This window comes from Sphingopyxis selenitireducens (genome assembly GCF_051550705.1).
In the GTDB taxonomy this organism is placed as follows: domain Bacteria; phylum Pseudomonadota; class Alphaproteobacteria; order Sphingomonadales; family Sphingomonadaceae; genus Sphingopyxis.
The window spans coordinates 1,001,409-1,026,875 of the sequence record NZ_JBPULG010000001.1 but is presented as its reverse complement, the minus strand read 5'-3'; the positions used below and the strand labels follow the sequence as shown (position 1 = coordinate 1,026,875).

General features: G+C 65.2%; 25 protein-coding genes. 15 read left to right on the top strand and 10 right to left on the bottom strand.

Annotated elements, in window-relative coordinates; all coding sequences use genetic code 11:
• The first annotated feature begins 53 nt into the window (after positions 1–53).
• From dxs to ACSYDV_RS04720, 3 genes are read left to right on the top strand one after another with little or no spacing between them, the layout of a single operon-like run.
• Positions 54–1,982 (top strand): 1-deoxy-D-xylulose-5-phosphate synthase, encoded by a 1,929-nt coding sequence (gene dxs / locus ACSYDV_RS04730; RefSeq protein WP_438322582.1) that lies wholly within the window; start codon positions 54–56, stop codon positions 1,980–1,982.
• Positions 1,982–2,476 carry a hypothetical protein gene (locus ACSYDV_RS04725; protein ID WP_438322581.1) on the top strand — a complete coding sequence of 165 codons (495 nt, stop codon included), beginning with the start codon at positions 1,982–1,984 and terminating at the stop codon, positions 2,474–2,476. The genes dxs and ACSYDV_RS04725 overlap by 1 nt, the downstream gene beginning before the upstream one ends.
• Positions 2,477–2,515: 39 nt before the next feature.
• Positions 2,516–3,184 (top strand): hypothetical protein, encoded by a 669-nt coding sequence (locus ACSYDV_RS04720; protein WP_438322580.1) that lies wholly within the window; start codon positions 2,516–2,518, stop codon positions 3,182–3,184.
• Between the two features lie 174 nt (positions 3,185–3,358).
• Here the strand turns inward: ACSYDV_RS04720 and ACSYDV_RS04715 are convergent, their stop codons facing one another.
• The 9 genes from ACSYDV_RS04715 to purE form a co-directional block, all read right to left on the bottom strand.
• Positions 3,359–3,778 (bottom strand): DUF3035 domain-containing protein, encoded by a 420-nt coding sequence (locus tag ACSYDV_RS04715; protein ID WP_438322579.1) that lies wholly within the window; start codon positions 3,776–3,778, stop codon positions 3,359–3,361.
• A 25-nt stretch (positions 3,779–3,803) separates the two neighbouring features.
• The gene (gene lspA / locus ACSYDV_RS04710) at positions 3,804–4,325 is read right to left on the bottom strand and encodes a signal peptidase II (protein WP_438322578.1); all 522 of its coding nucleotides are present in this window, start codon (positions 4,323–4,325) and stop codon (positions 3,804–3,806) included.
• Positions 4,325–7,342, bottom strand: coding sequence for an isoleucine--tRNA ligase (locus ACSYDV_RS04705; RefSeq protein WP_438322577.1), 3,018 nt, complete (start codon positions 7,340–7,342; stop codon positions 4,325–4,327). Before ACSYDV_RS04705 ends, lspA begins: the two co-directional genes overlap by 1 nt.
• A 279-nt stretch (positions 7,343–7,621) precedes the next feature.
• A complete protein-coding gene (locus tag ACSYDV_RS04700) occupies positions 7,622–8,665 on the bottom strand; it encodes a glycerophosphodiester phosphodiesterase family protein (protein ID WP_438322576.1) in 1,044 nt (347 codons plus the stop codon).
• A 38-nt stretch (positions 8,666–8,703) separates the two neighbouring features.
• Positions 8,704–9,633, bottom strand: coding sequence for a bifunctional riboflavin kinase/FAD synthetase (locus ACSYDV_RS04695; RefSeq protein ID WP_438322575.1), 930 nt, complete (start codon positions 9,631–9,633; stop codon positions 8,704–8,706).
• Positions 9,630–10,811 (bottom strand): dipeptidase, encoded by a 1,182-nt coding sequence (locus tag ACSYDV_RS04690; RefSeq protein WP_438322574.1) that lies wholly within the window; start codon positions 10,809–10,811, stop codon positions 9,630–9,632. Before ACSYDV_RS04690 ends, ACSYDV_RS04695 begins: the two co-directional genes overlap by 4 nt.
• A complete protein-coding gene (locus tag ACSYDV_RS04685) occupies positions 10,811–11,302 on the bottom strand; it encodes a dihydrofolate reductase (protein WP_438322573.1) in 492 nt (163 codons plus the stop codon). Before ACSYDV_RS04685 ends, ACSYDV_RS04690 begins: the two co-directional genes overlap by 1 nt.
• Positions 11,299–12,372 carry a 5-(carboxyamino)imidazole ribonucleotide synthase gene (locus ACSYDV_RS04680; RefSeq protein ID WP_438322572.1) on the bottom strand — a complete coding sequence of 358 codons (1,074 nt, stop codon included), beginning with the start codon at positions 12,370–12,372 and terminating at the stop codon, positions 11,299–11,301. The genes ACSYDV_RS04685 and ACSYDV_RS04680 overlap by 4 nt, the downstream gene beginning before the upstream one ends.
• Positions 12,373–12,376: 4 nt before the next feature.
• Positions 12,377–12,898 carry a 5-(carboxyamino)imidazole ribonucleotide mutase gene (gene purE / locus ACSYDV_RS04675; RefSeq protein WP_438322571.1) on the bottom strand — a complete coding sequence of 174 codons (522 nt, stop codon included), beginning with the start codon at positions 12,896–12,898 and terminating at the stop codon, positions 12,377–12,379.
• Between the two features lie 206 nt (positions 12,899–13,104).
• Here purE and ACSYDV_RS04670 point away from each other — a divergent pair, with 206 nt between their 5' ends.
• From ACSYDV_RS04670 to ACSYDV_RS04655, 4 genes are all read left to right on the top strand, one after another.
• Positions 13,105–13,749 (top strand): GGDEF domain-containing protein, encoded by a 645-nt coding sequence (locus ACSYDV_RS04670; protein WP_438322570.1) that lies wholly within the window; start codon positions 13,105–13,107, stop codon positions 13,747–13,749.
• Positions 13,750–13,803: 54 nt separating this feature from the next.
• A complete protein-coding gene (locus tag ACSYDV_RS04665; RefSeq protein ID WP_438322569.1) occupies positions 13,804–14,130 on the top strand; it encodes a hypothetical protein in 327 nt (108 codons plus the stop codon).
• 33 nt (positions 14,131–14,163) lie between these two features.
• Positions 14,164–14,742 carry a hypothetical protein gene (locus ACSYDV_RS04660; RefSeq protein WP_438322568.1) on the top strand — a complete coding sequence of 193 codons (579 nt, stop codon included), beginning with the start codon at positions 14,164–14,166 and terminating at the stop codon, positions 14,740–14,742.
• Positions 14,743–14,846: 104 nt separating this feature from the next.
• Positions 14,847–15,305, top strand: coding sequence for a Dps family protein (locus tag ACSYDV_RS04655; RefSeq protein ID WP_438322567.1), 459 nt, complete (start codon positions 14,847–14,849; stop codon positions 15,303–15,305).
• A gap of 91 nt (positions 15,306–15,396) precedes the next feature.
• Here the strand turns inward: ACSYDV_RS04655 and ACSYDV_RS04650 are convergent, their stop codons facing one another.
• Positions 15,397–16,185: a cold-shock protein gene (locus ACSYDV_RS04650; protein WP_438322566.1), complete on the bottom strand. Its 789-nt coding sequence runs from the start codon at positions 16,183–16,185 to the stop codon at positions 15,397–15,399.
• Positions 16,186–16,447: 262 nt separating this feature from the next.
• Here ACSYDV_RS04650 and ACSYDV_RS04645 point away from each other — a divergent pair, with 262 nt between their 5' ends.
• The 8 genes from ACSYDV_RS04645 to ACSYDV_RS04610 all read left to right on the top strand — a co-directional run bounded on the left by ACSYDV_RS04645 (position 16,448) and on the right by ACSYDV_RS04610 (position 25,387).
• Complete coding sequence (locus tag ACSYDV_RS04645; protein WP_438322565.1) at positions 16,448–17,065, top strand: ribonuclease D; 618 nt, start codon at positions 16,448–16,450, stop codon at positions 17,063–17,065.
• An 18-nt stretch (positions 17,066–17,083) separates the two neighbouring features.
• Positions 17,084–17,722, top strand: coding sequence for an LPS export ABC transporter periplasmic protein LptC (lptC, locus tag ACSYDV_RS04640; protein WP_438322564.1), 639 nt, complete (start codon positions 17,084–17,086; stop codon positions 17,720–17,722).
• Positions 17,719–18,297, top strand: coding sequence for an LptA/OstA family protein (locus ACSYDV_RS04635; RefSeq protein WP_438322563.1), 579 nt, complete (start codon positions 17,719–17,721; stop codon positions 18,295–18,297). Before lptC ends, ACSYDV_RS04635 begins: the two co-directional genes overlap by 4 nt.
• A 106-nt stretch (positions 18,298–18,403) precedes the next feature.
• Positions 18,404–18,556, top strand: coding sequence for a hypothetical protein (locus ACSYDV_RS04630; protein ID WP_438322562.1), 153 nt, complete (start codon positions 18,404–18,406; stop codon positions 18,554–18,556).
• Between the two features lie 216 nt (positions 18,557–18,772).
• On the top strand, positions 18,773–20,587 hold the full coding sequence (locus ACSYDV_RS04625) for an ABCB family ABC transporter ATP-binding protein/permease (RefSeq protein WP_438322561.1): 1,815 nt from the start codon (positions 18,773–18,775) through the stop codon (positions 20,585–20,587).
• 64 nt (positions 20,588–20,651) lie between these two features.
• Positions 20,652–22,298, top strand: a complete 1,647-nt coding sequence (locus ACSYDV_RS04620) for a cation:proton antiporter domain-containing protein (RefSeq protein ID WP_438322560.1) — start codon at positions 20,652–20,654, stop codon at positions 22,296–22,298.
• Positions 22,299–22,460: 162 nt separating this feature from the next.
• Positions 22,461–24,236 (top strand): DNA helicase RecQ, encoded by a 1,776-nt coding sequence (gene recQ / locus ACSYDV_RS04615; RefSeq protein WP_438322842.1) that lies wholly within the window; start codon positions 22,461–22,463, stop codon positions 24,234–24,236.
• 95 nt (positions 24,237–24,331) lie between these two features.
• A complete protein-coding gene (locus ACSYDV_RS04610) occupies positions 24,332–25,387 on the top strand; it encodes an AraC family transcriptional regulator (protein ID WP_438322559.1) in 1,056 nt (351 codons plus the stop codon).
• Positions 25,388–25,467: the final 80 nt, after the last annotated feature.

The following is a 25,467-nucleotide window of genomic DNA, read 5'->3' as shown; positions in this document are numbered from 1 at the left end:
CCGGCACCGCCTTTTCGTTCGACAGTTTCAGCGCTTATCTTTATGACGGCGAGATGACCGAACGTCCGCATACGCCGCTGCTCGACACGGTGGATGTCCCCGCCGACCTCCGCAAGCTGAAGCCCGAACAACTCCGCCAGTTCGCCGACGAACTGCGCGCCGAGATGATTTCGGCCGTCGGGACGACCGGCGGGCATCTGGGGTCGGGGTTGGGCGTCGTCGAGCTGACGACCGCGCTCCATTATGTGTTCGACACCCCGCGCGACAAGATCGTCTGGGATGTCGGCCACCAATGCTATCCGCACAAGATCATCACCGGACGCCGCGACCGCATTCGCACGCTGCGCGCCAGCGGGGGCCTGTCGGGCTTCACCAAGCGCAGCGAAAGCGAATATGATCCGTTCGGCGCGGCGCATTCGTCGACTTCGATCAGCGCCGCGCTGGGCTTTGCGATCGCCAACCAGCTGAAGGACGAGCCCGGCCGCGCGATCGCGGTGATCGGCGACGGGTCGATGTCGGCGGGCATGGCCTATGAGGCGATGAACAACGCCAAGGCGGCCGGCAACCGGCTGGTCGTGATTCTCAACGACAATGACATGTCGATCGCGCCGCCGGTCGGCGGGCTGTCGGCCTATCTGGCCAAGCTGGTGTCGTCGCGGCCGTTTCTGGAGCTGCGCGAAATTGCACGGCGCTTCGCGCGCAAGCTGCCCGAGCCGCTGCACAAGGCGGCGCGCAAGACCGACGAGTTCGCGCGCGGCATGGCGATGGGCGGGACGCTGTTCGAGGAGCTGGGCTTTTACTATGTCGGGCCGATCGACGGGCATAATCTGGAGCATCTGATCCCGATATTGGAGAATGTGCGCGACGCCGACCATGGCCCGGTGCTGATCCATGCGGTGACCAAAAAGGGGCATGGCTATGCCCCCGCCGAGGCGGCCGCCGACAAATATCATGGCGTCCAGAAATTCGACGTGGTCACGGGCGAGCAGGCAAAATCCCCGCCGGGACCGCCCGCGTACCAGAATGTCTTTGGCGAAACGCTGGCGAAACTTGCCGAGACCGACAAGCGCATCGTTGCGATCACCGCCGCGATGCCGTCGGGAACCGGGGTCGATAAATTCGCCAAGGCGCATCCGACGCGCAGCTTCGACGTCGGGATCGCCGAACAGCATGCGGTGACGTTCGCGGCGGGCCTCGCGGCGCAGGGCATGCGGCCGTTCGCGGCGATTTATTCGACCTTCCTCCAGCGCGCCTATGATCAGGTCGTCCATGATGTGGCGATCCAGAATCTGCCGGTGCGCTTTGCGATCGACCGCGCGGGGCTGGTCGGCGCCGACGGATCGACCCATGCGGGATCGTTCGACGTCACTTACCTCGCGACCCTGCCGAACATGGTGGTGATGGCGGCGGCCGACGAGGCCGAGCTGGTCCATATGACTTATACCGCCGCCGAATATGACGACGGCCCGATTGCCTTTCGCTATCCGCGCGGCAATGGCACCGGGGTCGCGCTGCCCGCGGTTCCCGAAAAGCTTCCCATCGGCAAGGGCCGCGCCGTGCGGAGCGGCAAGACGGTCGCGATCCTGTCGCTGGGGACGCGGCTGGCCGAGGCGCTCAAGGCCGCCGACACGCTGGAAGCGCGCGGACTGTCGACGAGCGTGGTCGACCTGCGCTTCGCGAAGCCGCTCGACGAGGAGCTGATCCGCAAGACGCTGGCGAATCACGAGGTGTGCGTGACGGTCGAGGAAGGCAGCATCGGCGGGCTGGGCGCGCATGTGCTGACGCTGGCGAGCGACGAAGGGCTGATCGACGCCGGACTGAAGCTGCGCACGATGCGCCTGCCCGATGTCTTCCAGGATCAGGATTCGCCGCAGGCGCAATATGACACAGCGGGGCTGAACGCGCCGCAGATCGTCGATACGGTGCTGAAGGCGCTGCGCCACAATAGCGCGGGCGTCGAGGAGGCGGGGGTTAGGGCATAATGTTCGGAGAAGCCGCAGGGGCAATATCTGGAGCAAAAGCGGCCTTTGATCTGGCCAAAGGCATAAATGCGCTGAAATCGGAGACCGAACGCAACCTTGCGGTTATCGAGATTCAACGCATACTTTTGGAAGTGCAAGAATCGGCGTTGGCAGATAAGGAGCGAATCGCGGCGCTCAACCGAGAGATCGAGGATTTTCGTCGCCAAATTTCGTCAAACGATGAATGGCAAGCTCTTGCGTCGAGATATCGACTAACCAAGTCGACAGGTGGTGCCTATACCTATGATCTGCTCGATGAATTTTCTGCTGCTGAGACATTTCACAGAATTTGTGCGGCATGCTTTGAGGATAAGAAAAGATCGATCTTGCACGTCAAGAACAAGCACAGTGGCGGAGAAATTGTCTATTGCGCTCGATGTGATAAGGACTTGAAGCTGTCGCCTTTTACCAATCGCGTGGTGATCTCCGACTACAACCGATATGACGATCTATAAGGACGCTAGCGACTGCTTCCGCTGCGTTCGGAGCCGCGCATGAACTTCTTCAACCTCCTGCAATCGCTCGACGAGCTTTTGTACGAGGTGATGTCGTGGCTGATTTTCTACCCGATCACCTTGTGGCGCACGCTCGTCCGTCCGTTGCAGATGATGGATTATTCGGACGTCGAGCAGGGCGACGCCGCCGACCAGCAATATAGCGACACGCTGTCGCCGCCGCTGTTCCTGCTGTTGTCGCTGATCATCGTCCACGCCGCCGAGATCGCGCTGGTTGGTAATAATGCGGTGGTCACGAGCAAGGTCGGGCTGTCGGCGCTGGTCAGCAACAACACCGACCTGATCGTCCTGCGCATCGTGATGTACAGCCTGTTTCCGGTGATGATGGCGACGCGGATGGTTCGCGCGCAGGGGCTGCAAGTCAACCGCGACACGCTGCGCGCGCCCTTTTACAGCCAATGCTATGCCGCCGCGGTGCTCGCGATGCTGCTGGGCGGAGGGGTGATCCTGATCAAGCTGGGGCACGACTGGTCGGCGCTCGCGGGCGCGGCGCTCGCCTTCTTCGGGCTTTTGTGGTTCGGCTTTCTGCAGACCGCCTGGTTCAACCAGCATCTGAAATGCGGGCGGCTCCGCGCCTTTGGTCACGCGTCGCGCACGATGGTCGAAAGCCTGATCGCGATGTTCCTGCTGTCGAGCCTGTTCAGCTAAGCCCACCGGCAAGCCAATTCTTCTTCGCGGCTTTGCGCCTTTGCGTGAAACCGGAAAAGCTCACGCAAAGGCGCGAAGAAGGCGCGGTCAGGCCGAATCGCGGCGCGTCGGTCGCGTAGAGGATATGAAAAAGGGCGGCCGAGGCCGCCCGATCTCTTTGGATTTTGTGGGGCTTTACGCGCCCGGGATCGCCGAGGATGCGTCGCGACCGTCGCCTTCGGGGGCGGCGATGATGTCGCGGACGACGAGGCCCTTGTCGACGACCTGTGTGTCGGGGCTGCCGACCTGGCTGCGGATGCCGGGGTCGGCACGGCCGCCGTCGGCGCTGCCGATCACTGCGGCTTCGCTGGCGCTGCGCGGGGCGGGGCCGCCGAACAGCGCGCGGAGCGTCTGTTCCGCGGTCGATTCGCCGCCGGGACGCGCCGAGCCGGGGGCGGGCGGGGTCAGCGAATAGTCGGGCGGCACGACGAGGGGTGCCTGACGCGACACCATCATTTCATCGGGGCGGTCGCGGCTGAACAGGCTGCTCGACCCGCAGGCCGACAGGGTGGATGCGGCAATCGTGGCGGCAAGGATGGCGGTGGTCCGGTTCACTTGAAATACTCTCCTATGCGCCCCGTTAATCGGCGGACGGCTGGCCGTCCGCGGCTGGGGCCTTTTCGCCCAAGAGCAGCGCGCGCGCAACCAGCAAAAGCACGCCGATGGTGATGCACGCATCGGCGACGTTGAAAATCAGAAAGGGACGGAAATCGCCGAAATGCAGGTCGGCGAAATCGACGACGAAGCCGTGGCGGACGCGATCGACGATATTGCCGAGCGCCCCGCCGAGGATCATCGCGAGCGCGATCACGTCGCCCTTCGCCTTTTCGCGCGTCATCCAGAAGGCGACGGCGGCGGCGACGGCGGCGGTGACCGCGACGAGGGTCCAGCGCGTGGTGTCGTTGCAGGCCGAGAACATCGACAGCGAAATGCCGCAATTTTCAGCCCAGGTCAGGTTGAAGAAAGAGACGAGTTCGATCGACCGCTTCGCTTCGAGCGACAGCGGCGTGATGACGATCCACTTGCTGACCTGATCGAGCAGAAAGGCGACGGCCGCGATCAGCAGGCCGAAACCCAGATAGGGGGAGCGGGTACGGGTCATCAGGCGTCCAATACCGTGTCGCAGCGATTGCACAAGCTGCCGTCGGCCTCGACCTCGGGCAAGTGGCGCCAGCAGCGGCCGCATTTGTGGTTTTCGGTGCGGGTTACCGTGAGCGCATCGCCCGCGCGCGCGACCGATACGATGAAGATTTCCTCGAGTGCCGCCGGATCGAGCGTGGGATCGGGAACGACGACTTCGGCCTCTAGGCTCGACCGGATCGTCTTTTCGCGGCGATAAGGTTCGATCGCTTCGGTGACGGCTTCACGCTGGGCGCGGACACCGGCCCATTTTTCGCCGAGCAGATTGTCCTGCCAGCGCGCATCAACTTCGGGCCACTCCAGCAAATGCACGCTGCCGCCTTCGGGATAGCGCGTGCCCCAGACTTCCTCGGCGGTGAACACCAGCACCGGGGTCGCGTAGCGGACGAGCGCGTGGAACAGCGTGTCGAGGACGGTGCGGTACGCGCGGCGCGTGTCGGTGCCGAGCGGCGCGGCGGGGCCGAGGTCGCAGTAGAGGACGTCCTTGCGGATATCGAAGTAGAAGGCCGACAGATCCTCGTTGCAGAAATCGGCGAGCAGGCGCGTGTAGCTGTTGAAGTCGAAATCATCGACCGCCTGCGCCATTTTCTTGTCGAGATCGGCGAGGAGCGAGAGCATGTAACGCTCCAGCTCGGGCATCGCCGAAACATCGGTGACGCGTTCCGCATCGCCAAAGCCGTCGAGCGCGCCGAGCAGATAGCGGAAGGTGTTCCTGAGCTTGCGATACTGGTCGGCGACGCCCTTGAGGATTTCGTCGCCGATGCGGTGATCCTCGGTGAAATCGACGCTCAGCGCCCACAGGCGAATGATGTCGGCGCCGTTGGTTTCCATCACCTTGACGGGATCGGTCGTGTTGCCGAGCGACTTCGACTGTTTGAAGCCCTTGCTGTCCATCGTGAAGCCGTGGGTCAGCACCGCCTTGTACGGCGCCTGACCGCGCGTGCCGCAGCTTTCGAGCAGCGACGACTGGAACCAGCCGCGATGCTGGTCGCTGCCTTCGAGATAGAGGTCGGCGCTGTGGGTGCCGCCGTCGTGGCGGACGAGCGCGGGCCAGCGGCCGCTTTCGAGAACGAAGGCGTGGGTGCAGCCCGAATCGAACCAGACGTCGAGAATGTCGACGATGCGTTCGTAGTTCGCGGCGTCATAATCGCTGCCCAGATATTCCTGCGCGCGCGCGTCGCTCCATGCGTCGACGCCGCCTTCCTTCACCGCCGCGACGATGCGGTCGTTGACGATGGGGTCGTTCAGATATTGGCCGGTCTTGCGGTCGACGAAGAGCGTGATCGGCACGCCCCACGCGCGCTGGCGCGACAGCACCCAGTCGGGGCGGCCTTCGACCATCGATCCGATGCGGTTGCGGCCCTTGGCGGGGACAAAGCGCGTCTCGTCGATCGCGTGCATCGCGGCCTGCCGCAGCGTCGGGGCGGCGCAGAGCGCTTCCTCCGCCGGGTTGATCGCGCCGCCTTCGCTCTCCCAGCGCTTTTCGCCGCGCGTCTTGGGCTCGATATGGGTCATCACCTTGTCCATCGGCACGAACCATTGCGGGGTGCAGCGATAGATGACCTTGGCCTTCGAGCGCCAGCTGTGCGGATAGCTGTGCTTGTAATCCGCGCTGGCCGCCAGCAGCCCGCCGGATTCGCGGAGGTCCGAACAGATCGGGCCGTCGGGGGCGTTGAATTTCGGGTTGATCACGCTGCCCTGACCGCCGAGCCAGCCCCAGTCTGCGCGATATTTGCCGTCGCCTTCGACCGCGAAGACGGGGTCGAGCCCGTTCGCCTTGCAGAGGTCGAAGTCATCCTCGCCATGGTCGGGCGACATATGGACGAGGCCGGTGCCGCTGTCGGTGGTGACGAAGTCGCCCGCGAGGAAGGGGCGAGGGCGCGCGAAGAAGCCGCCGAGCGCGTGCATCGGGTGGCGGGCGATGGTGCCGGCGAGGTCTGCGCCCTTGACCGATTGCAGAATAGTAGTCTCAAAATTGACATTGCCCGCTGCAAGCGAATGGCCAAGTTGAGCTTCGAAAGTCTTACGGATGCGATTCTCGAACTCCGCAAGAAGCGGTTGCGCAATGAGAAACTTATGCGCGATTAGCTTCTCGACTAGCTCAAAAGCCGGGACTGAATAGTCTTGGCGATCTGCGGCGTCACTCTTAAGTTTCGGCGCCACAACGACATACTCAACCTCCGGCCCATAAGCCAAAGCCTGATTGACCGGGATCGTCCACGGCGTGGTCGTCCAGATCACCGCATGCGCGCCGACCAATTCCTTGATCGGGCTTTCCATGATCTCGAACGCCACGTCGATCTGGGTCGAGACGATGTCTTCATATTCGACCTCGGCCTCGGCGAGCGCGGTCTTTTCGACCGGCGACCACATCACCGGCTTGGCACCGCGATAGAGCATGTCGTTCGCGGCGAATTTGAGCAGTTCGCGCACGATGGTGGCCTCGGCCTCATAATCCATCGTCAGATAGGGGTTGTTCCAGTCGCCGCCGATGCCGAGGCGCTTCAGCTGCTCGCGCTGGGTGTCGACCCAATGCTGCGCATAGGCGCGGCATTCGGCGCGGAATTCCTCGACGGGCACCTCATCCTTGTTGAGCTTTTTCTTGCGATACTGCTCCTCGACCTTCCACTCGATCGGCAGGCCGTGGCAATCCCAGCCGGGGACGTAAGGCGCGTCCTTGCCCTTCAGCGTCTGGGTCCGGACGACCATGTCCTTCAGGATATGGTTGAGCGCGTGGCCGATGTGCATGTCGCCATTGGCGTAGGGCGGGCCGTCATGGAGGATGAACTGGTCGCGGCCCTTGCGGCTCTCGCGAATCTGACCTTCCAGATTGCCCTCGATCCATTTGGCGAGAATCGCCGGTTCCTTCTGCGGCAGGCCGGCTTTCATCGGAAAGTCGGTCTTGGGCAGGAAGACGGTGTCGCGGAAATCGACAGTGTCTTTGGCGCGAGCTTCGGGTGCGGGCGTGGTTTCGGTCATGGTGGCGGCGCTTAGCGCAGTTTTGCTGGCTAGCAAAGAAATTGGGCGTCGGGGGGCTGCGAACCATCAGGATATGGAAGGAAGAGGGTTGTTCACGCGGAGACGCGGAGACGCGGAGGCGCGGAGAAGGAAGGGAAGGAAAAGGGATTCGCGCAGAGGCGCAGAGAGCGCAGAGGAAAGGAGATAAGGGCGGCGATGCCGCCGATCATCTTTCTTCTCCGCGCCTCCGCGTCTCCGCGTGAACAGCTCTTCTTCTCTGCGTCCTCTGCGCGAATCTTTCTACTTCTGCCTTGGGCGGAGCGCGGGGCCGAGGTTGTAGATGTCCTCGACCCAGACATAGCCGGTGAAGCTCGCCGGGATTTTCTGTAGTTGATAGACATTGTGGAGGCCGAGGCCATTGGCCTTGTCGCCATGGTCGCCGACGAGCAGGACGCGGGTGTTGTGCGCCGCCGCGCGGGCCTGCAGGCGTTTGGGCCAGCCCCAATAGGCCCATTGGCGGTTGAGCGGGACGATGATTGTGTTGTTTTCGCAGGCGGGCGGATACCAGCCCGACCAGCCATATTTGATATAATCCATGGTACAGCTTTTGGCGCTGTCGGGGTCCATCGCCCACGCCTTGGGCGCTTTTTCGCGGATGATCGCGATCGGCTTGCCCTTGCCATAAAAGCCGAAGCGCGACTGGTTCGGATCGATGCCGGCGCGGGCGAAGGCGGCGAGGACCATCTCGGCCTCCTTCGGGTCGGGGGATTTGAAGTTGATGAGGAGCGAGAGGTGACCAAGCTGGCCCAGCAGCTCGTCGAAGCTCGGCATCATGCCCACGCCCTTGCCGCGCAGCGGAAAGCTTTGTCCGCCGTCGGCGGTGTAGCCATGGCCGATGTCGAGTTTCCGCAGCTCGTCCATAGTGGCTTCGCGAATCGGGCCCGTGCCGTCGGTGCGGCAATCGAGCGTCCAGTCGTGGAAGACCGCGAGCTGGCCGTCCTTTGTCGGCGCGATGTCGAGTTCGACCATGTTCGCGTCGCGGCCGATCGCGGCCCGGATCGAGGGCAGGCTGTTTTCGATATAATCATGTTCGGGCGGGCGGATGCGCGTCGCGGTGCAGGTGTCGCGGCCGACGCCCGTGTGATCGAAGAGCTGCGACACGCCGCGGTGCGCGATCAGCGTGCGCTTGCCGACGGGATCGGGGGCGAGCCAGCTGGCGTTACTGAGGGTGAACCAGCCGACGATCGCCGCGAAGATCCATAGGAAGATCTTGGTGCCGCGCTTCATCGGCTTTTTGGGCGGCGCGGTGAGCCCGGCCGCCCAGTCGTCGGTTGTTTCGGTCATATGTCCCCCATCCCCTCTCTCCCGTCGGGAGAGGGTTATTATATGTTGGCCAGCAATCGTCTGGCTTCGTCGCAATCCGCCGCGATTTGCGCGGTCAGGGCGTCCATGTCGTCGAACTTCGCCTCGGGCCGGATGAAGGCGCGGAAGGCGACGTCGATTTCCTGTCCGTACAGATCTTCGGCGAAATCGAAAAAATGCGGTTCGAGCAATTCCTTGGGCGGATCGAAGCTGGGGCGGATGCCGATGTTCGCCGCGCCCTTGAGGATGCGTCCGTCCGGCAGGCGACCGGTGACGGCGTAAATGCCGTAACGCGGGCGCAGATAATTGCCCATGTCGATGTTCGCGGTCGGGAAACCGAGCAGGCGGCCGTTCTTGTCGCCATGTTCGACCGTGCCGCGCACGGTGAAGGGGCGGGTCAGCAGCCGCGCGGCGGTGTCGCAATCGCCGCCCCGCAGCGCGTCGCGGATGCGGCTCGACGAGACGACCTCTTGCGTATCGTCGACCGGGGCGACCATTTCGGTGAAGAAGCCATGGGTGCGGGCATGGTCGGCGAGGGTGACGACATCGCCGCCGCGGCCCTTGCCGAAGACGAAGTCGCTGCCGGTGACGACCCCGGCGGCGCCGTAGCGATCGAGCAGCAGCCGGGTGATGAAATCCTCGGCGGTCGTTCCCGCGAGCACGGCGTCGAAGGGCAGGACGAGCATTGCGTCGGCGCCCGCCGCGGCGAACAGATCCTGCCGCTGATCAAGCGTCGTCAGGCGGAAAGGCGCGACGTCGGGCTTGAAGAAGCGCACCGGATGCGGGTCGAAGGTCGCGACGATCGCGGGGCGGCCCTCGTCACGCGCATGGCGGACGGCGCGGCCGACGACCGCCTGATGTCCGGCATGGAAGCCGTCGAAATTGCCGAGCGCGATGACGCCGCCGCGCAGCGGTTCTTCGATGCGGGCGTGGCCGTCGAGACGGATCACGGGGCGGGCGGGGCGATGGGCACGAGGCCAGCCGACAGCACGCGGATCGCGTTGCCGCCCATCGCGGCGCGAATTTCGTCGTCGCTGAAGCCCGCGTCGATCAGCGCCTGCGTGACCTGCACCAGCTTCGACGTGTCGAAGCGCACGGTGGTCGCGCCGTCATAGTCGCTGCCGAGCGCGACATGGTTGATGCCGACAAGATCGCGGACATGCTTCATCGCCTTCGCGATGCTCGCGGGCGAGGTGTCGCAGACCGCGGCGTCCCAATAGCCGATGCCGACGAGCCCGCCGGTTGCGGCCAGCCCACGGATCTGTTCGTCGTTGAGGTTGCGGTTGACCTTGCACGTCGCCTGGACGCCGCCGTGGCTGGAGACGACGGGGCGGCGCGCCATTTTGAGGATGTCGGCGACGCAGGCGCTGGAGCAATGGGCGATATCGACGACCATCCCCCTGGCCTCCATCCGCGTCACGACGTCGCGCCCGAGCGGGGTGAGGCCGCCCTTTTTGAGGCCGTGCATCGACCCGGCGAGATCATTGTCGAAGAAATGGGTGAGCCCCGCCATGCGGAAGCCCGCGGCGTAGAGCTTGTCGAGATTGGCGATATCGCCTTCGAGGCCATGCAGTCCTTCGATGCTGAGCATCGCGCCGACCGGCGCAGCCTTGCCCTGCCGCGCGGCGAGCAGTGCGTTCAGATCGGCCTGATCGGCGACCGCGACGAGCTGACCACCCGATGCAGCGACCGCGCGGTGCAGCTTTTCGGCGTGCCACAGCGAGCGTTCGAGCAGCGAGTTCCATGTCCGGACCGGCTGGAGCTGTGCGATCACGAGGCCGGTGATATTGTCGGTGTCGCCGCCGTTGGCGTCGTAATTCTGGCCCTTGGGCGATTTGGTCGTGCTCGCGAGAATCTGCAGCGCGACATGGCCCTCTTCGAGGCGCGGCAGGTCCATATGGCCGCGCTTCGCACGGTCGAGGAAGTCGCGGCTCCACAGCAGGCTGTCGCTGTGCAGATCGACGATCGTCAGCGTCTTGTGCAGCGCTTTGGCGCGCTCGCTGACCTGGGCGAGGGGCTTGCCGTCGACCTTGTTCATGCTGCGCTCGAGCATGCCGGGGGCGAGGGTGAAGAAAGCGCCCGCCGCGACGATCAGGACGACCAAAATGCCAATCAGCCAGCGGCGCATCATTTTTTCCTTACGAGTGTGACGAAGCTGTAGGCGGGGCGTCCGGCGTCGCCGGCGGGATGATCCTCGCGCGCAATCTCCATCCATTCGGCGCCGGGGGCGGGGATGGCGGCGTCGCCCTTGGGCTCCAGCGCGACTTCGGTGAGTTCGATGCGGTCGGCCAGCGGCAGGAACAGCGCGTAAATTTCGGCGCCGCCGATCACCATCACCTGCGGCGCGTTGGCAAGGCGCAGCGCGCTCTCGACGCTGGCGGCCACCTCTGCGCCCTCCTCCTGCCAGTCGGGATCGCGGGTCAGCACGATATGGCGGCGGCCTTCGAGCAGCGCGGGCAGGCTGTCGAAGGTCTTGCGGCCCATGATCATCGGGCGGCCCATCGTCAGCTGTTTGAAACGGCGAAGGTCAGCGGGCAGGTGCCACGGCATCTTGCCGTCGGCGCCGATGATGCCGTTGCTGGCACGCGCGAGGATCAGCGTGATTTCGGGATGGTTCATAAAGGTGCGGTTCCGACCCAAGTGACATGGCCGAGCTTGCGGCCGTCGCGGACCTCGGCCTTGCCATAATGATGGACGCGCGCGGCGCCGTCGGCGAGCAGCGCGGGCACGCCGTCGATTTCGGCGCCGATCAGATTGCGCATGACGACGGGCAGCGCGGTGGTCGTCGTGTCGCCGAGCGGCAGCCCGGCAACGGCGCGAATATGATTTTCGAACTGGCTCGTCACCGCGCCCTCGATCGTCCAGTGGCCGCTGTTGTGGACGCGCGGCGCCATTTCGTTGAACACCGGACCATCGTCGGTCGCGAAAAACTCGCCGGTCAGCACGCCGACATAGTCGAGCGCGTCGGCGATCTGCGCCAGCAGCGCGCGCGCCTCGTCCTGCTGATCGATCACGATCTGCGGCGGCGGCAGGCTGGAGACGGCGAGGATGCCGCCCTCGTGAACATTGACCGGGCTATCCCAGAAGCGGGTTTCGCCGTCGATGCCCCGCACCATCAGCACCGAAAATTCATGCGCGAAGCTGACAAAGCCTTCGAGCACCGCGGCGTGGCGGTCGATCGCGTCCCATGCCGCGTCAGCGTCGCCGGGGCTGGCGAGGCGCGCCTGACCCTTGCCGTCATAGCCCATGCGCACGGTCTTGAGGATTGCGGGGGTGCCGACCGCTGCCAGTGCGGTATCGAGCGCCGCGCGATCCGGCGCCGCGGCGAAGGGAGCCGGGCGGCCGCCGAGGCCAGCGACGAAATTCTTTTCGATCAGCCGGTCCTGCGCGATTTCAAGCGCGCCGCCGCCGGGGCGGACCGCGACATGGCCCGACAGGAAGCGGATGGTGTCGACGGGGACATTTTCAAATTCAAAGGTGACGACGTCGCACGCCGCGGCAAAGGCGGCGAGGCGCGATTCATCGTCCCACGCCGCCTGCGTGTGCTGCGCCGCGACGTCGGCGGCGACGCTTTCGCGGTCGGGGGCATAGATGTGGATGCGATAGCCGAGCTGGGCGGCGGCCTGACCGAGCATGCGGCCGAGCTGGCCGCCGCCCAAAATGCCGATGGTCGAACCGGGTGGCAGCAAGATATCAGCCCTCGCGCACGGGGATTGTGGCAACCCCCTCTGTCTGTGCGGCGCGCCAGGCGTCGAGCCGGGCCGCCAGATCGGCGTCTTCGCCCGCGAGCAATGCGGCGGCGAAGAGGCCGGCGTTGGTCGCCCCCGCCTTGCCGATCGCAAAGGTCGCCACCGGAATGCCGCCGGGCATCTGGACGATCGAATAGAGGCTGTCGACGCCGCTCAAGGCCGCCGACTGGACGGGAACGCCGAGGACGGGTACGCGCGTCATCGATGCGACCATGCCGGGCAGATGCGCGGCGCCGCCGGCACCCGCGATGATGGCACGGAGACCGCGGGCCGCCGCGCTTTTCGCATAGTCGATCAGGCGGTCGGGGGTGCGGTGGGCGGAGACGATCTGCACCTCGTGCGCGATGCCGAATTCCTCCAATATATGGACGGCGTGCGCCATGGTGGGCCAGTCCGACTGGCTGCCCATGATTACGCCAACGCTGACTGTGGCGCTTCCGCCCTGCGGCGCGCGATCGCCCATCATCCTATACTCCTGACCCCGGCCCTGTTTCGGCCCCGTTCTTCGGCGATGAATCGCCGCTGCCTCCCCCCTAGCTATTCGCTTTCGCGCGCGCAACGCCGCCAAACGCCTGCGCGTTTACGGATTGGTATCAACTGCCAGCTAATGACTTTCGCGAGATGGTCGCCGGCATCCACCGGCGAGCAATTTGACACGCCGGGGATCTTGGAATGGACAGCGTAGGGGGGGCACGGATCGCAGTCAGCCATATCGGCTTGCTGCCCGTCGACTCCATCGAAGACCAGCTGCGCGACATGCGCCGGGAGCGCGACTCGCTTCGCCGCGAAAACCGCGTGCTCAAGATCGCCGTCGCCGAACTGGAGCGGGTGTCGGAACGCGACACGCTGACCCCCCTGTTCAACCGTCGCTATTTCCTGACCGCAATTCACCAGCGCATCGCGCGGTTCGAGCGTCACGCCGAATCCGCGGCGGTCGTCTTTGTCGACGTCAACCAGCTGAAATCGATCAACGACAGCTTTGGCCATGCCGCAGGCGATTTCGCGCTGATGGAAATCGCCGCGCGGCTTGCGACGGCGATCCGCCCGAACGATGTCGCGGCGCGGATCGGCGGCGATGAATTCGGCCTGATCCTCGACCAGTCGAGCGAGACGGCGGCGCGGACGCAGGTCAGCTGGATTTGCGAGATGCTGAGCGCGACGCCGGCCTTTTTCGACGGCCATGAAATCGGGCTGTCGGCCTGTTTCGGAATCGCGATGCTGCGCACCGGGGCGAATGAATCGGACATATTGGCCGCCGCCGACCGCGACATGTATCGGCACAAGCAGGCGCAGGAACGGCTGCCCCGCCACCGCTAACGGTGCATTAACCAAAAGCGCGCATTCTGATCCCCGTAAATACAGGGGGTGATGATGCTGAGCCACAACGACCCGTTTGCCGATATGCAGCGCCGGATCACCGGCGAGATCGGCGCGCTTGCCGAGGCGTTGCCGCATTGCGCGCTGTCGCAGATCGTCCAGAGCATCGACGATATCCGCCGCCTTGCGCGCGACAATGGCTTTGCCGCCGTCGAAACGCTGGCGAGCCGGCTGGAATCGGCCGTCGGATCGGGCGGCCAGCGCGCGGCGATTCTGACCTATCTCGACGCGATGAGCGACGCCGCTTGTGCTCCCGGGCCGCTGCCCGTCGCGGTGCAGGAAGCGTGGCTGGCATCGGTTGCAATGCGGCTGGGCCATTGACGGACCCCGGCTGACGCGTCAGGCGCGATTTCCATGGATGCTATCATGCTCGCGCTCGTGGCGGTGCTGCTCGCCAATGCCGACGGGCGCACCGGCGTTTTTCTTTCGCGATTGCTGGCCGTGCGCGCCGACCGGCGCCGTGTCACGCTGATCGCTTTCGGCAGCTTTATCGTCAATGCGGTGGTCGCAGCGATCGCCGGATCGGTCGCCAACCGGATGATCGGGCAGGGGGTGGTCGCGCTGCTCGTCGCCTTTGCGCTGCTTGCCGCTGCGGCGGCGCTGCTCTGGCGCGGGCGGCCCGTGGCCGCCGCCGATCGCGCCGCCGACGCGTCGTCCGCGTCGCTCATGGCCCGGATGTTGCTCGACCAGTTCGGCGACCGCAGCCATTTTCTGATCGGCGCGCTCGCCGCGACCAGCGGCGCGGGCTATTGGGCGGCGGCGGGCGGCCTGATCGGCTGGACGCTGGCGCTGTTGCCCTTTCTTGCCTTTGGCCCGCCGCTCGCCGACCGGCGCGCGGCGCGTCTGCTTTGCTGGGGCAGCGCGATCATCCTTATCCTCTGGGGTGCCCGCACCGCGATGGCGGCGTTCGGCCTGATCGGACTATCGTCCTGATATTGCGTTGCTGATCGAGTTTTTCGATAACAGCAACCGAGAGCATCCATGGGCCTTTCGGCGCCCGCGCTGCTATATCATTGGGGCAACAGAAAGGATGACCCATGCCCCAGAATCACAATGAGCCCGCGGTCGCCGATGCGCTGAACGCGCTGCTCGCCGACAGCTTTGCGCTCTATCTCAAGACCAAGAATTTCCACTGGCATGTCCAGGGCCCGCGCTTTCGCGATCTGCATTTGCTGTTCGACGAACATGCGACGCAGATTTTGGCGACGACCGACCTGATCGCCGAGCGGGTGCGCAAAAATGGCGCGGCGACGCTGCGTTCGATCGGCGACATCGGCCGCCGCCAGTCGATCAGGGATGATGACGCCGCGAACGTCGATGCCGATACGATGATCAAGACGCTGGCCGAGGATAATCAGACGCTGCTGACGCAGCTCAAGGCGGTCAAGGCCGCGGCCGAAGCCGATGGCGACATCGCGACCAGCGGGCTGGTCGATACATGGGCCGACGAGACGCAGCAGCGGATCTGGTTTCTGCAGGCGACGCTGGGCTATTGATGCCGGGCCCTGCCCATCGGCAGGAGGAAGACTGCACAAATAAAAAGGGCGGCCCGAGAGCCGCCCTTTTCCTTGTTCGATTATCCGCCGATCAATCCTGATGCGGCTGGATGTTCACCGCAGCGAATTTGCCGCGATCGTCGACCTCGATATCGAAAGCGACACGGTCGCCTTCTTCCAGGCCCGCCATGCCGGCGCGCTGAACCGCGCTGATGTGGACGAAGGCATCGGCCTGTCCATCGTCGCGCGCGATAAAGCCGAAGCCCTTGGTCGCGTTGAAGAATTTGACCGTACCCGAGGTACGCTCACCGGTCAGCTGACGACGGCCGCGAGCGCCGCCGGGCGCCGGACGGTCACCGCGATCGTCACGGCGCGGTGCGCTGTCTTCGATCGGCATCGGTTCGCCGTCGATCTTCAGATCGATGGCCGACACCTTGCCATTGCGTTCGACGAGGGTGAAGCCGAGCGGCTGACCCGAAGCGAGTCCCTGAAGGCCGGCCTGTTCGACCGCGCTGATGTGGACGAAGACATCTTCGCCGCCATCGTCGCGCGCGACAAAGCCGAAACCCTTTGCCGGGTTGAAGAATTTTACCGTGCCATTGCCTTCGCCGACGACCTGTGCGGGCATGCCGCCGCCACGTCCGCCGCCGAAACCACCGCCGCCGCCACGATCACCGCCGCCGAAGCCACCGCGGTCACCGCCGCCGAAGCCGCCGCGATCGCCACCGCCGAAGCCGCCACGATCGCCGAAGCCGCCACCGCGGTTTCCGCCGCCGTAGCTGTCGCCGCCGTAGGGTGCAGGTTCGAAGCTATCGAAATTGCCGAAATCATCGCGCTTGCCGCGCCCCCGCTGGCCGCGGCGATCCTTGTTGAAACTCATTGTCTAATAGTCGCTTTCGGTTCGTCCATACCCCATTCGATCAGTGCCTTACGTCGGACGGGGACGCAGTTCACCATGGGCACAGACTCGCCCCGTGCCTCTAACGGCCATATATATAACCTATATGACCGCTGTGAGCGAACGGAAAATTCAACGCCGAAAAGCCCTGTTTCCCACGCTTTGCCGCAGGACTGTGGCGCGTCGGCCACAGCGGCGAAAACCAGTCATTGAGCGGCAAGGCCGCTTCGCCTAAGGCGGGCGTATGAGCGTATATTTCCACGAAGAAGATCTGCCCGAGGGCGTGATGGGCCCCGGCGCGGTCGCGATCGACACCGAAACCATGGGTTTGAACCCGCTGCGCGACCGATTGTGTCTGGTCCAGATCAGCGACGGATCGGGCGACGAGCATCTCGTCCGCTTCAAGCCGGGCAGCACCTATGACGCGCCGGTACTGAAAGCGATTCTGACCGATCCCGGCCGGCTCAAGCTGTTTCACTTTGCGCGATTCGACATTGCGGCGCTGCAGCAGGCGCTGGGCGTGGTGACCGCGCCGGTTTATTGCACCAAGATCGCCTCGAAGCTGATCCGCACCTACACCGACCGTCACGGCCTGAAGGAACTGGTGCGCGAATTGCTGGGGCAGGACGTGTCGAAACAGCAGCAGTCGAGCGACTGGGGCGCCGCCGAGCTGAGCGACGCGCAGCGCGACTATGCCGCGAGCGACGTGCGCTTTCTGCATGCGATGAAGGATATTCTCGACATGCGGCTGGCGCGCGAGGGGCGCACCCAGCTGGCGCAGGCCTGTTTCGACTTCCTGCCGACGCGCGCGGCGCTCGACCTCGCGGGCTGGCCCGAAACCGATATTTTCGCGCACAGCTGAAGGGCGAATCGATAGAGCATGTCCGAACGCGCCGATCTTGACCGCACGATGCGCCGGATGTGGGCGGCCAGCGGGTCGAGCCACGATCGCGTCGTGCGCATCCTGCGCTATGGCCTGCCGCTGGTGATCGGCGTCGTCGGCGCGATTCTGGTTTTTTCGCCCTTCACCCAGCGTACCGAGATCAGCTTTTTGCTGGCCAAGGACAAGGTCGAGGTGGCGCAGGAGCGGATGAAGGTGACGCGCGCCGAATATCGCGGGCAGGACGGCAAGGGGCAGCCCTTTGCCCTGCTCGCGGGAAGCGCGGTGCAGAAAAGCTCGGCCGAACCGATCGTGCGGATGAGCGACCTGTCGGGGGCGATCACGCTGACCGACGGCCCGGCGACGATCGTCGCCAAGAACGGCGCCTATAATATGGACACCGAAAAGGTCGATTTTCCGGGCGACGTGCAGGTGAAGAGCGCCGACGGTTATCGTATCGACGCCAAGAATGTCGCGGTCGACCTCAAGACCCGCAGCCTTGTCGGGCAGGGCGGGGTCAACGGCACGTTGAACATCGGTCATTTCTCGGCCAACGAGCTGACCGCCGACCTTGAAAAGCGGATCGTGCGGTTGCAGGGCAATGCGCGGCTGAGGATCAACCAGGGAGTGCTGAAATGAATCGCCTGTCGGCCATGAAAAGCGCCGCGCTTGCGGGCGCGGGCTTTGCGCTCACCAGCCTTGCGATCCTGTCGACGGGCGCCGGGGGCAATTCCGCGCAGGCACAGGCGCTGGCGAACCACAACAGCAATGCGCCGGTCGATTTCGCCGCGAACAGCATCGAGGTGCAGGACCGGTCCGACCGCGTCGTCATTTCGGGCAATGTCCGCGTGACGCAGGCGGGGCTGACCCTGACCGCAGCGCGGATGACCGTCGCCTATACGCGCGCCGGCGGCACCGACGTCAACCGGCTCGACGCGACGGGCGGGGTCGTGGTGACCAAGGGCGATGAGCGCGCGACGGGCAATGTCGCCATCTATGATCTCGACAAGCGGCTGATCACGATGGTCGGCAATGTCGAGCTGCGCCAGCGCGGCAATCACCTGCGCGGCGGACGGCTGCTGATCGACCTCAACACCGGCCGCGCGACGGTCGACGGGCGCGGCGCTGCGCGCGGTCCCGACGGCAATCCGGTTTCGGGCGGCACCAATGGCCGCGTCACCGGCACCTTCACGGTACCGGAAAGAAAGCAGTAACCACATCGTTTCACCGGACCGATACCTTCGGTCCGCGATGCTGCCCGCAGGGACCAATCACCTGCGGCGCCGGGGGGCGAGCCGCGCAAGCAAGGCCACGCCCCCGATGCGCTTTTCCCCGATTTTACCGCCCCGTCGCCCGGTTTTCGGCCGCCGCGAGGTGCCGCCCGATCTGCCCGTCGTGGCAGGGCCGACCAGCGAGGAACGCCGCCTGATCGACCGCATCATTCGGCGCGCGGGCTATCGCGAATCGCGGTAGCGAAGAATTTTCTCACACAAAGACACGAAGACACAAAGAGCGCGGCGCCGGCAGGCCGGGGCCGTTTGGTTGCCGATCGCCAGCGCTCCGCCCGTGCGGGAGGAAGGGCGCATAGGGAGCGGCCCGACATCTTTGTGTCTTTGTGTGATATTTTAGCGCTTCGCGCGGACGGAGCCCGCTTGGCGTTCGGCCCCCGCCCCCCTACATGAGGCGCGCATGCCGCCTGATACCTCCACCTCCGCCGATGCGAACCGCGAACCGCCCGTCCTGGCGACGCTGAAGCGGTTCCTGCCCTATTTGTGGCCGGCGGGGCACACCGAGCATAAGGTCCGTATCACCCTTGCGGGCCTGATCGTGCTGGCGTCGAAGGGCATCCAGCTGTCGATGGGTTTCCTCTATGGCGCCGCGATCGACAAGATGGCGCCGGGGATGGAAGAGGGCGTCGCGCTCGCGATCGGACTTGTGCTGGCTTATGCGGGGGCGCGCTTTGCCGGGGTATTGTTCGACAACCTCCGCAATGTCGTGTTCGAGCGCGTCGGGCAGGATGCGACGCGCGAGCTGGCGATTGCGACCTTCAGCCATTTGCACGCGCTGAGCCTGCGCTTCCACCTCGCGCGGCGGACGGGCGAGGTCACCAAGGTGATCGAGCGCGGTACCAAGAGCATCGACACGATGCTGTACTTCCTGCTGTTCAACATCGCGCCGACGATCGTCGAACTGGTCGCGGTGCTGATCATCTTCTGGACCAAGTTCAGCTTTGGCCTTGCCAGCGCGACCGCGCTGATGGTGATCGTCTATATCATCTTCACCCGCAAGGTGACCGACTGGCGCAACGCGCTGCGGACGCGGATGAACGATCTCGACACGCTGACCATCGGGCGCAGCGTCGACAGTCTGCTCAATTACGAGACGGTCAAATATTTCGGCGCCGAAGAGCGCGAGGCGGCGCGCTATCGCGATGTCGCCGACCAATATGCGCGCGCCGCGGTGAAGAGCGAGAATAGCCTTGCGTGGCTCAACATCGGGCAGAGCTTCATAACGAACGCGGCCATGGCGGGGGCGATGGCGTACACGGTGTGGGGCTGGTCGACCGGCGAATATAAGGTCGGCGACGTCGTGCTGGTCAACACCTTGCTCGCGCAGCTTTTCCGCCCGCTCGACATGCTGGGCATGGTCTATCGCGTGATCCGGCAGGGGCTGATCGACATGGAGGCGATGTTCCGCCTGATCGATACGCCGTCCGAGATCAGCGACACGCCGGATGCCCGGCCGTTGGTGATGAACGGCGGCGCGGTGGCGTTCGACAATGTGGTGTTCGGATATGAGCCCGACCGCACGATCCTGAATGGGGTGAGCTTTGTCGTCGGCGCGGGCGAGACGCTGGCGATCGTCGGGCCGTCGGGCGCGGGCAAGTCGACGATCGCGCGCCTGCTCTTCCGCTTTTACGATCCGCAGGGCGGGCGCGTCCTGATCGACGGGCAGGATATTTCAAAGGTCACGCAAAAGAGCCTGCGCGCCGGGATCGGCATCGTTCCGCAGGACACGGTGCTATTCAACGACAGCATCGGTTACAATATCGCCTATGGCCGGGAGGGCGCGAGCGCGGAGGAGATTGCCGCCGCGGCCGAGGGCGCAGCAATCGACGGATTTATCGGCATATTGCCGCAAGGCTATGACACCGAGGTCGGCGAGCGCGGGCTCAAGCTGTCGGGCGGCGAGAAGCAGCGCGTCGCGATCGCGCGCACCTTGCTCAAAAATCCGCCGGTGCTGATCTTGGACGAAGCGACGAGCGCGCTGGACAGCCGCACCGAGGCGGCGATTCAGGACACGCTGGAACGCATCGCCGCGCGCCGCACGACATTGGTCATCGCCCACCGCCTGTCGACGGTGACGGGCGCCGACCGGATCATCGTTCTCGACAAGGGGCGCGTCGCCGAAACGGGGACGCACGACCAGCTTCTCGCCATGCGCGGGCTCTATGCCGACATGTGGGCAAGGCAGCAGGCGGAGAAGGAAGAGGGCACCGTCTAGGCAATCGTAACCAAATCACTTGTGTTACTTGACCCGGTGCGGTTTCGGCCCGTAGGCGTCGGATATGCCGCATGATACCTCGCTGATCGGAACCATCGTCGCCGGCCTTGGCGTCGCGTTTCTGATGGGGGCATTGGCGCACCGGCTGAAGATTTCGCCGATCGCGGGCTATTTGCTCGCGGGGGTGCTCGTCGGGCCGTTCACGCCGGGGATCGTCGCCGATACCGGGCTCGCGCTCCAGCTTGCCGAGGTTGGCGTGATCCTGCTGATGTTCGGGGTCGGGCTTCATTTTTCGCTGAAAGACCTGCTCTCGGTGCGCAAGATTGCGGTGCCGGGCGCGCTGGTGCAGATCGCGGTCGCGACCAGCCTGGGGGTCGCGCTGGGGCTGTGGCTCGGCTGGTCGGTCGAGGGCAGCGTCGTCTTTGGCCTGGCGCTGTCGGTCGCGAGTACGGTCGTGCTGCTGCGCGCGCTGCAGGCGCGCGACATGCTCGACAGCGAAATGGGACGGATCGCGGTCGGCTGGCTGATCGTCGAGGATCTGGTGATGGTCCTGGCGCTCGTCCTGCTCCCCGCCTTTTTCGGAGCGCGCGGCGACGCGGCGACGACCGCGGGGCTGGCGCAGGCGGCGGCGATCGTCTTCCTCAAGGTCGTGGGTTTCATCGCCTTCATGCTGATCGTCGGGCGGCGGGTGCTGCCATGGGTGCTGCACTGGGTCGCTCATTCGGGATCGCGCGAGCTGTTCCGCCTCGCGGTGCTGGCGATCGCGCTGGGCGTGGCGTTCGGCGCGGCGGTGATTTTCGACGTGAGCTTTGCGCTCGGCGCGTTTTTTGCGGGCATGATCCTGGGGGAGACGCAGCTCAGCCGCCGCGCTGCCGAAGAGACGCTGCCGCTGCGCGATGCGTTTGCGGTCTTGTTCTTCGTCTCGGTCGGCATGCTGTTCGACCCGATGGTGGTGGTCGAACAGCCGGGGCCGGTGATCGCGACGGTGGCGATCATCGTGCTGGGCAAGTCGCTCGCCGCCTATGCCATCGTCCGCGCCTTTGGTCATTCGAGTCACACCGCGACGACGGTGTCGATCAGCCTTGCGCAGATCGGCGAATTTTCCTTCATCCTTGCGGGGCTGGGGGTCGGGTTGAAGGTGATGCCCGACACCGCGCGCGACCTGATCCTTGCGGGCTCGATCCTGTCGATCCTGTTCAATCCCTTGCTCTTTACGCTGGCGGTGCGGCGGATGCGCGCCGATGATGATCGCGACGCCGAAATTGCGGCGGCCGCCGCAGCGGCGCTGCCGGCGCCCGAGCCGGTGCGGACCGTGCTGATCGGTTTTGGCCGGGTCGGCAGCCATATCGGCAGTCTGGTGTGCGGACGCGGCGAGCGGCTGACGGTGATCGAGGACCAGAATGATATGGCGGCGGCGGCCGAAGAGGCCGGAGCGACGGTGATCATCGGCAATGCCGCAAAGGAAAGCGTGCTGCGGCAGGCGCAGATCGAAAGCGCGACCACGCTGCTGATCGCGATTCCCGAAGGGGTCGAGGCGGGGGTGATCGTCCGGCGGGCGCGGGCGATCAATCCCGCGCTGACGATCGTCGCGCGCGGTCATTCGGACGAAGAGGTCGACGATCTGACGCGGCGCGGCGCCGACCATGTCGTGGTGGCCGAGCGCGAAACGGCGTCGCGGATGGCCGAGCGCGCGTTGGCGATGCGGAAATAGGCTGCTGCTCGTCATTGCGAGCGAAGCGAAGCAATCTCCTGCTTTCGATTTTGCGCAAGGCCGATAGCTGGAGATTGCTTCGTCGCTACGCTCCTCGCAATGACGAAGCTTTGGAACAGGGGGCTTCCCCCGCCGCGCTATCCCCCCTATCGCGGCGCCCATATGTCTGCCGACGCGCTTCTTCCCCTGCTCAAATCGACCTTTGGCTTCGACCATTTCCGTGGACGGCAGGCCGAGGTCGTCGACCGGGTGATGGCGCGCGAGCGGACGCTGGCGGTGATGCCGACCGGGGCGGGCAAGTCGTTGACCTATCAGCTGCCCGCGGTTGCGCTCGACGGCTGCGTCGTCGTTGTGTCGCCGCTGATCGCGCTGATGCACGACCAGCTGCGCGGCGCGCGCGCGGCAGGGATCCGCGCCGCAAGCCTGACCAGCGTCGATATGGATGGCGCCGAGACGCGGCAGGCGTATCGCGACGGCAATCTCGACCTGCTGTATGTGGCCCCCGAACGCGCGACGGGTGAGGGGTTTCGCGCGCTGCTCGAAGCGCGCACTCCGGCGCTGTTCGCGATCGACGAGGCGCATTGCGTGTCCGAATGGGGGCATGATTTCCGTCCCGATTACCGCCTGCTTCGCCCGCTGCTCGATGCCTTTCCGGCGGTGCCCCGCCTCGCACTGACCGCGACTGCCGACAAGCACACGCGCGAGGATATTCTCGTCCAGCTGGGCATCCCCGACGACGGGCTGATCCTTGCGGGCTTTGACCGGCCGAACATCCGTTATGCGATCCGCCCGCGGATCAGCCCGGCGCGGCAGCTGCTCGATTTTATCGCCGCCAATCCGGGGCCGGGGATCGTCTATGCCCCGACGCGCAGCGGCACCGAGCGGCTCGCGCAGCAGCTTGCCACCGCGACCGGGCGGCACGTCGCCGCCTATCACGCGGGGCTCGATTCCGAAGTGCGCGCGCGGGTGCAGCATGATTTCGTCGCCAGCGAAGACGGCATCGTCACCGCGACGGTCGCCTTCGGCATGGGGATCGACAAGCCCGACGTGCGCTTTGTCGCCCATGCCGCGCTGCCGAAGTCGATCGAAAGTTACTATCAGGAAACCGGGCGCGGTGGGCGCGATGGCGACCCCGCCGAGACGCTGATGCTGTGGGGCGCCAATGATTTTGCGACCGCGCGGGTGCGCCTTGCCGAGCTGCCCGAGGCGCGCGTCGCGGGCGAGCGGGCGCGGCTGAACGCGCTTGCGGTGCTGGTCGAGACGGTCGAGTGCCGCCGCGCCGCGTTGCTGCGTCACTTTGGCGAAAATCCGCCGATGCGCTGCGGCAATTGCGACAATTGCCTCGACCCCGCGGCGCAGGTCGATGCGACGGTGCTGGCGCAGAAACTGCTGAGCGCGGTTTATCGCACCGGGCAAAGCTATGGCGCCGGGCATATCGAGGCGGTGCTGACCGGGCGCAGCGACGAGCGGATCGCGCAGCGCGGCCATGATAAATTGTCGGTGTTCGGGATCGTCGAGGGCGAAGAGGCGCGGCTGATCAAGCCGCTGGTGCGCAGCCTGATGGCGCGCGAGGCGCTGACGACGACCGAACATGGCGGGCTGATGCTTGGCCCCGCGGCAAAGCCGATGCTGAAGGGCGAGACGGCGGTGCTGATGGCCGAACCGCCGCTGAAGCGGACGAAGCGCGACCCGCGCGGCGCGGGCGCGGCGGCCAATCCGGTCGGCGATCCGCTGTTCGATGCGCTGCGCGCGACGCGGCGCGAACTGGCGCAGGAAGCCGGGGTTCCGCCCTATGTCATCTTCCACGACGCGGTGCTGCGCGCGATGGCGAACGAGCGGCCGGCGAACCGCACCGCGCTGTCGGCGATCCCCGGGGTCGGCGCGAAGAAGCTCGACGCGTGGGGCGATGCTTTTCTGGCGGTGATCGACCAATATTAAGGTTGGCGGTGCTGATGTGCCGGGGCCGATTTACTCAACGAAAACAGATTGTAGTCGCACTCGCATCGGCGCGTTTGATGCGGTAGCAGATGCGAATGCCCTTGCAGGACATCCTTGACCTGATGATTCGCGGCGCCGCAACGGCGCTGTTCGGCCTGTGGATCGCGATATTGTGGCGCGACTATCGCAATATTCTATCGGCGCGCGTTGCGATCGCGATGAACTTTGCGATCATCTCCTATTTGCTCGCCCCGGCGTTCCGTCCCGACTATCCGTTGACCTTTCCTTTTGTGCTGTTCGATGCCTTGTCGCTGGCAGTGCCTGCGCTGTTCTGGCTGTTTGCCCGGCTGTGGTTCGATGACCGGCAGTGCATCGACTGGATCGACGGGTTGCTGATGGTGGGCTTTGCCGTGCTGCTGCTCGCGCAGGTCGCGGCGATCGTGACGACGGGGTGGTTCAGCTGGGAAATCATGCTGATGGTCCGCATCACCATGCTGGGGTTTGCGCTTGGCGGGATCTGGATCGCCTGGCGCGGGCGCGCCGCCGACCTGATCGAAGAGCGGCGCAGCTTTCGCCTGGCGGTCGTGGGCGCGATCGGCGGGTTCATCATGTGGATCATCTTCCTCGAAATGTTCCCCAGCCGCGACATGAACCACGATCTGCGGCAGTTGGTGACGCTGCCCGCGATCGTGATTGCGACCTTCATCGTCTCGGTCGGCCTCTATCGCTTTCGTTCGGCCGAGCTGTTTGCGGCCCCCGGTGCGCCGCCGCCGCGGGAGGAAGCGCAACCCGCCGCGCCGTCGGGGCTTGCTCGGCGGCTGCAGGCGGTGATGGCCGAGGAGCGCGCCTATCGGGCCGAGGGCTTTTCGATCGCGGCGCTCGCGGCGCAGCTGGGCGAACCCGAATATCGTGTGCGCCGCGCGATCAACGGCGAGATGGGGTTTCGCAACTTCACCGCGTTTCTCAACGGCTTCCGCCTTGAGGAGGTGCGCGCCGCGCTTGCCGATCCGGCGCAACAAGGCGTGCCGATACTGACCATTGCTATCGACGCGGGTTTCGGGTCGCTCGGTCCCTTCAACCGCGCCTTTCGCGACGCCGAGGGGATGACGCCGAGCGAGTATCGCGCCGCGCGGCTGGGACTGCGCGACTGATCGATTCTGAAATCGGCTAGCCGGATTTCGACATTGCGGAGCGGGGCGGGCGCAAAACTGCTCCGACGCGGCCTTCCAGT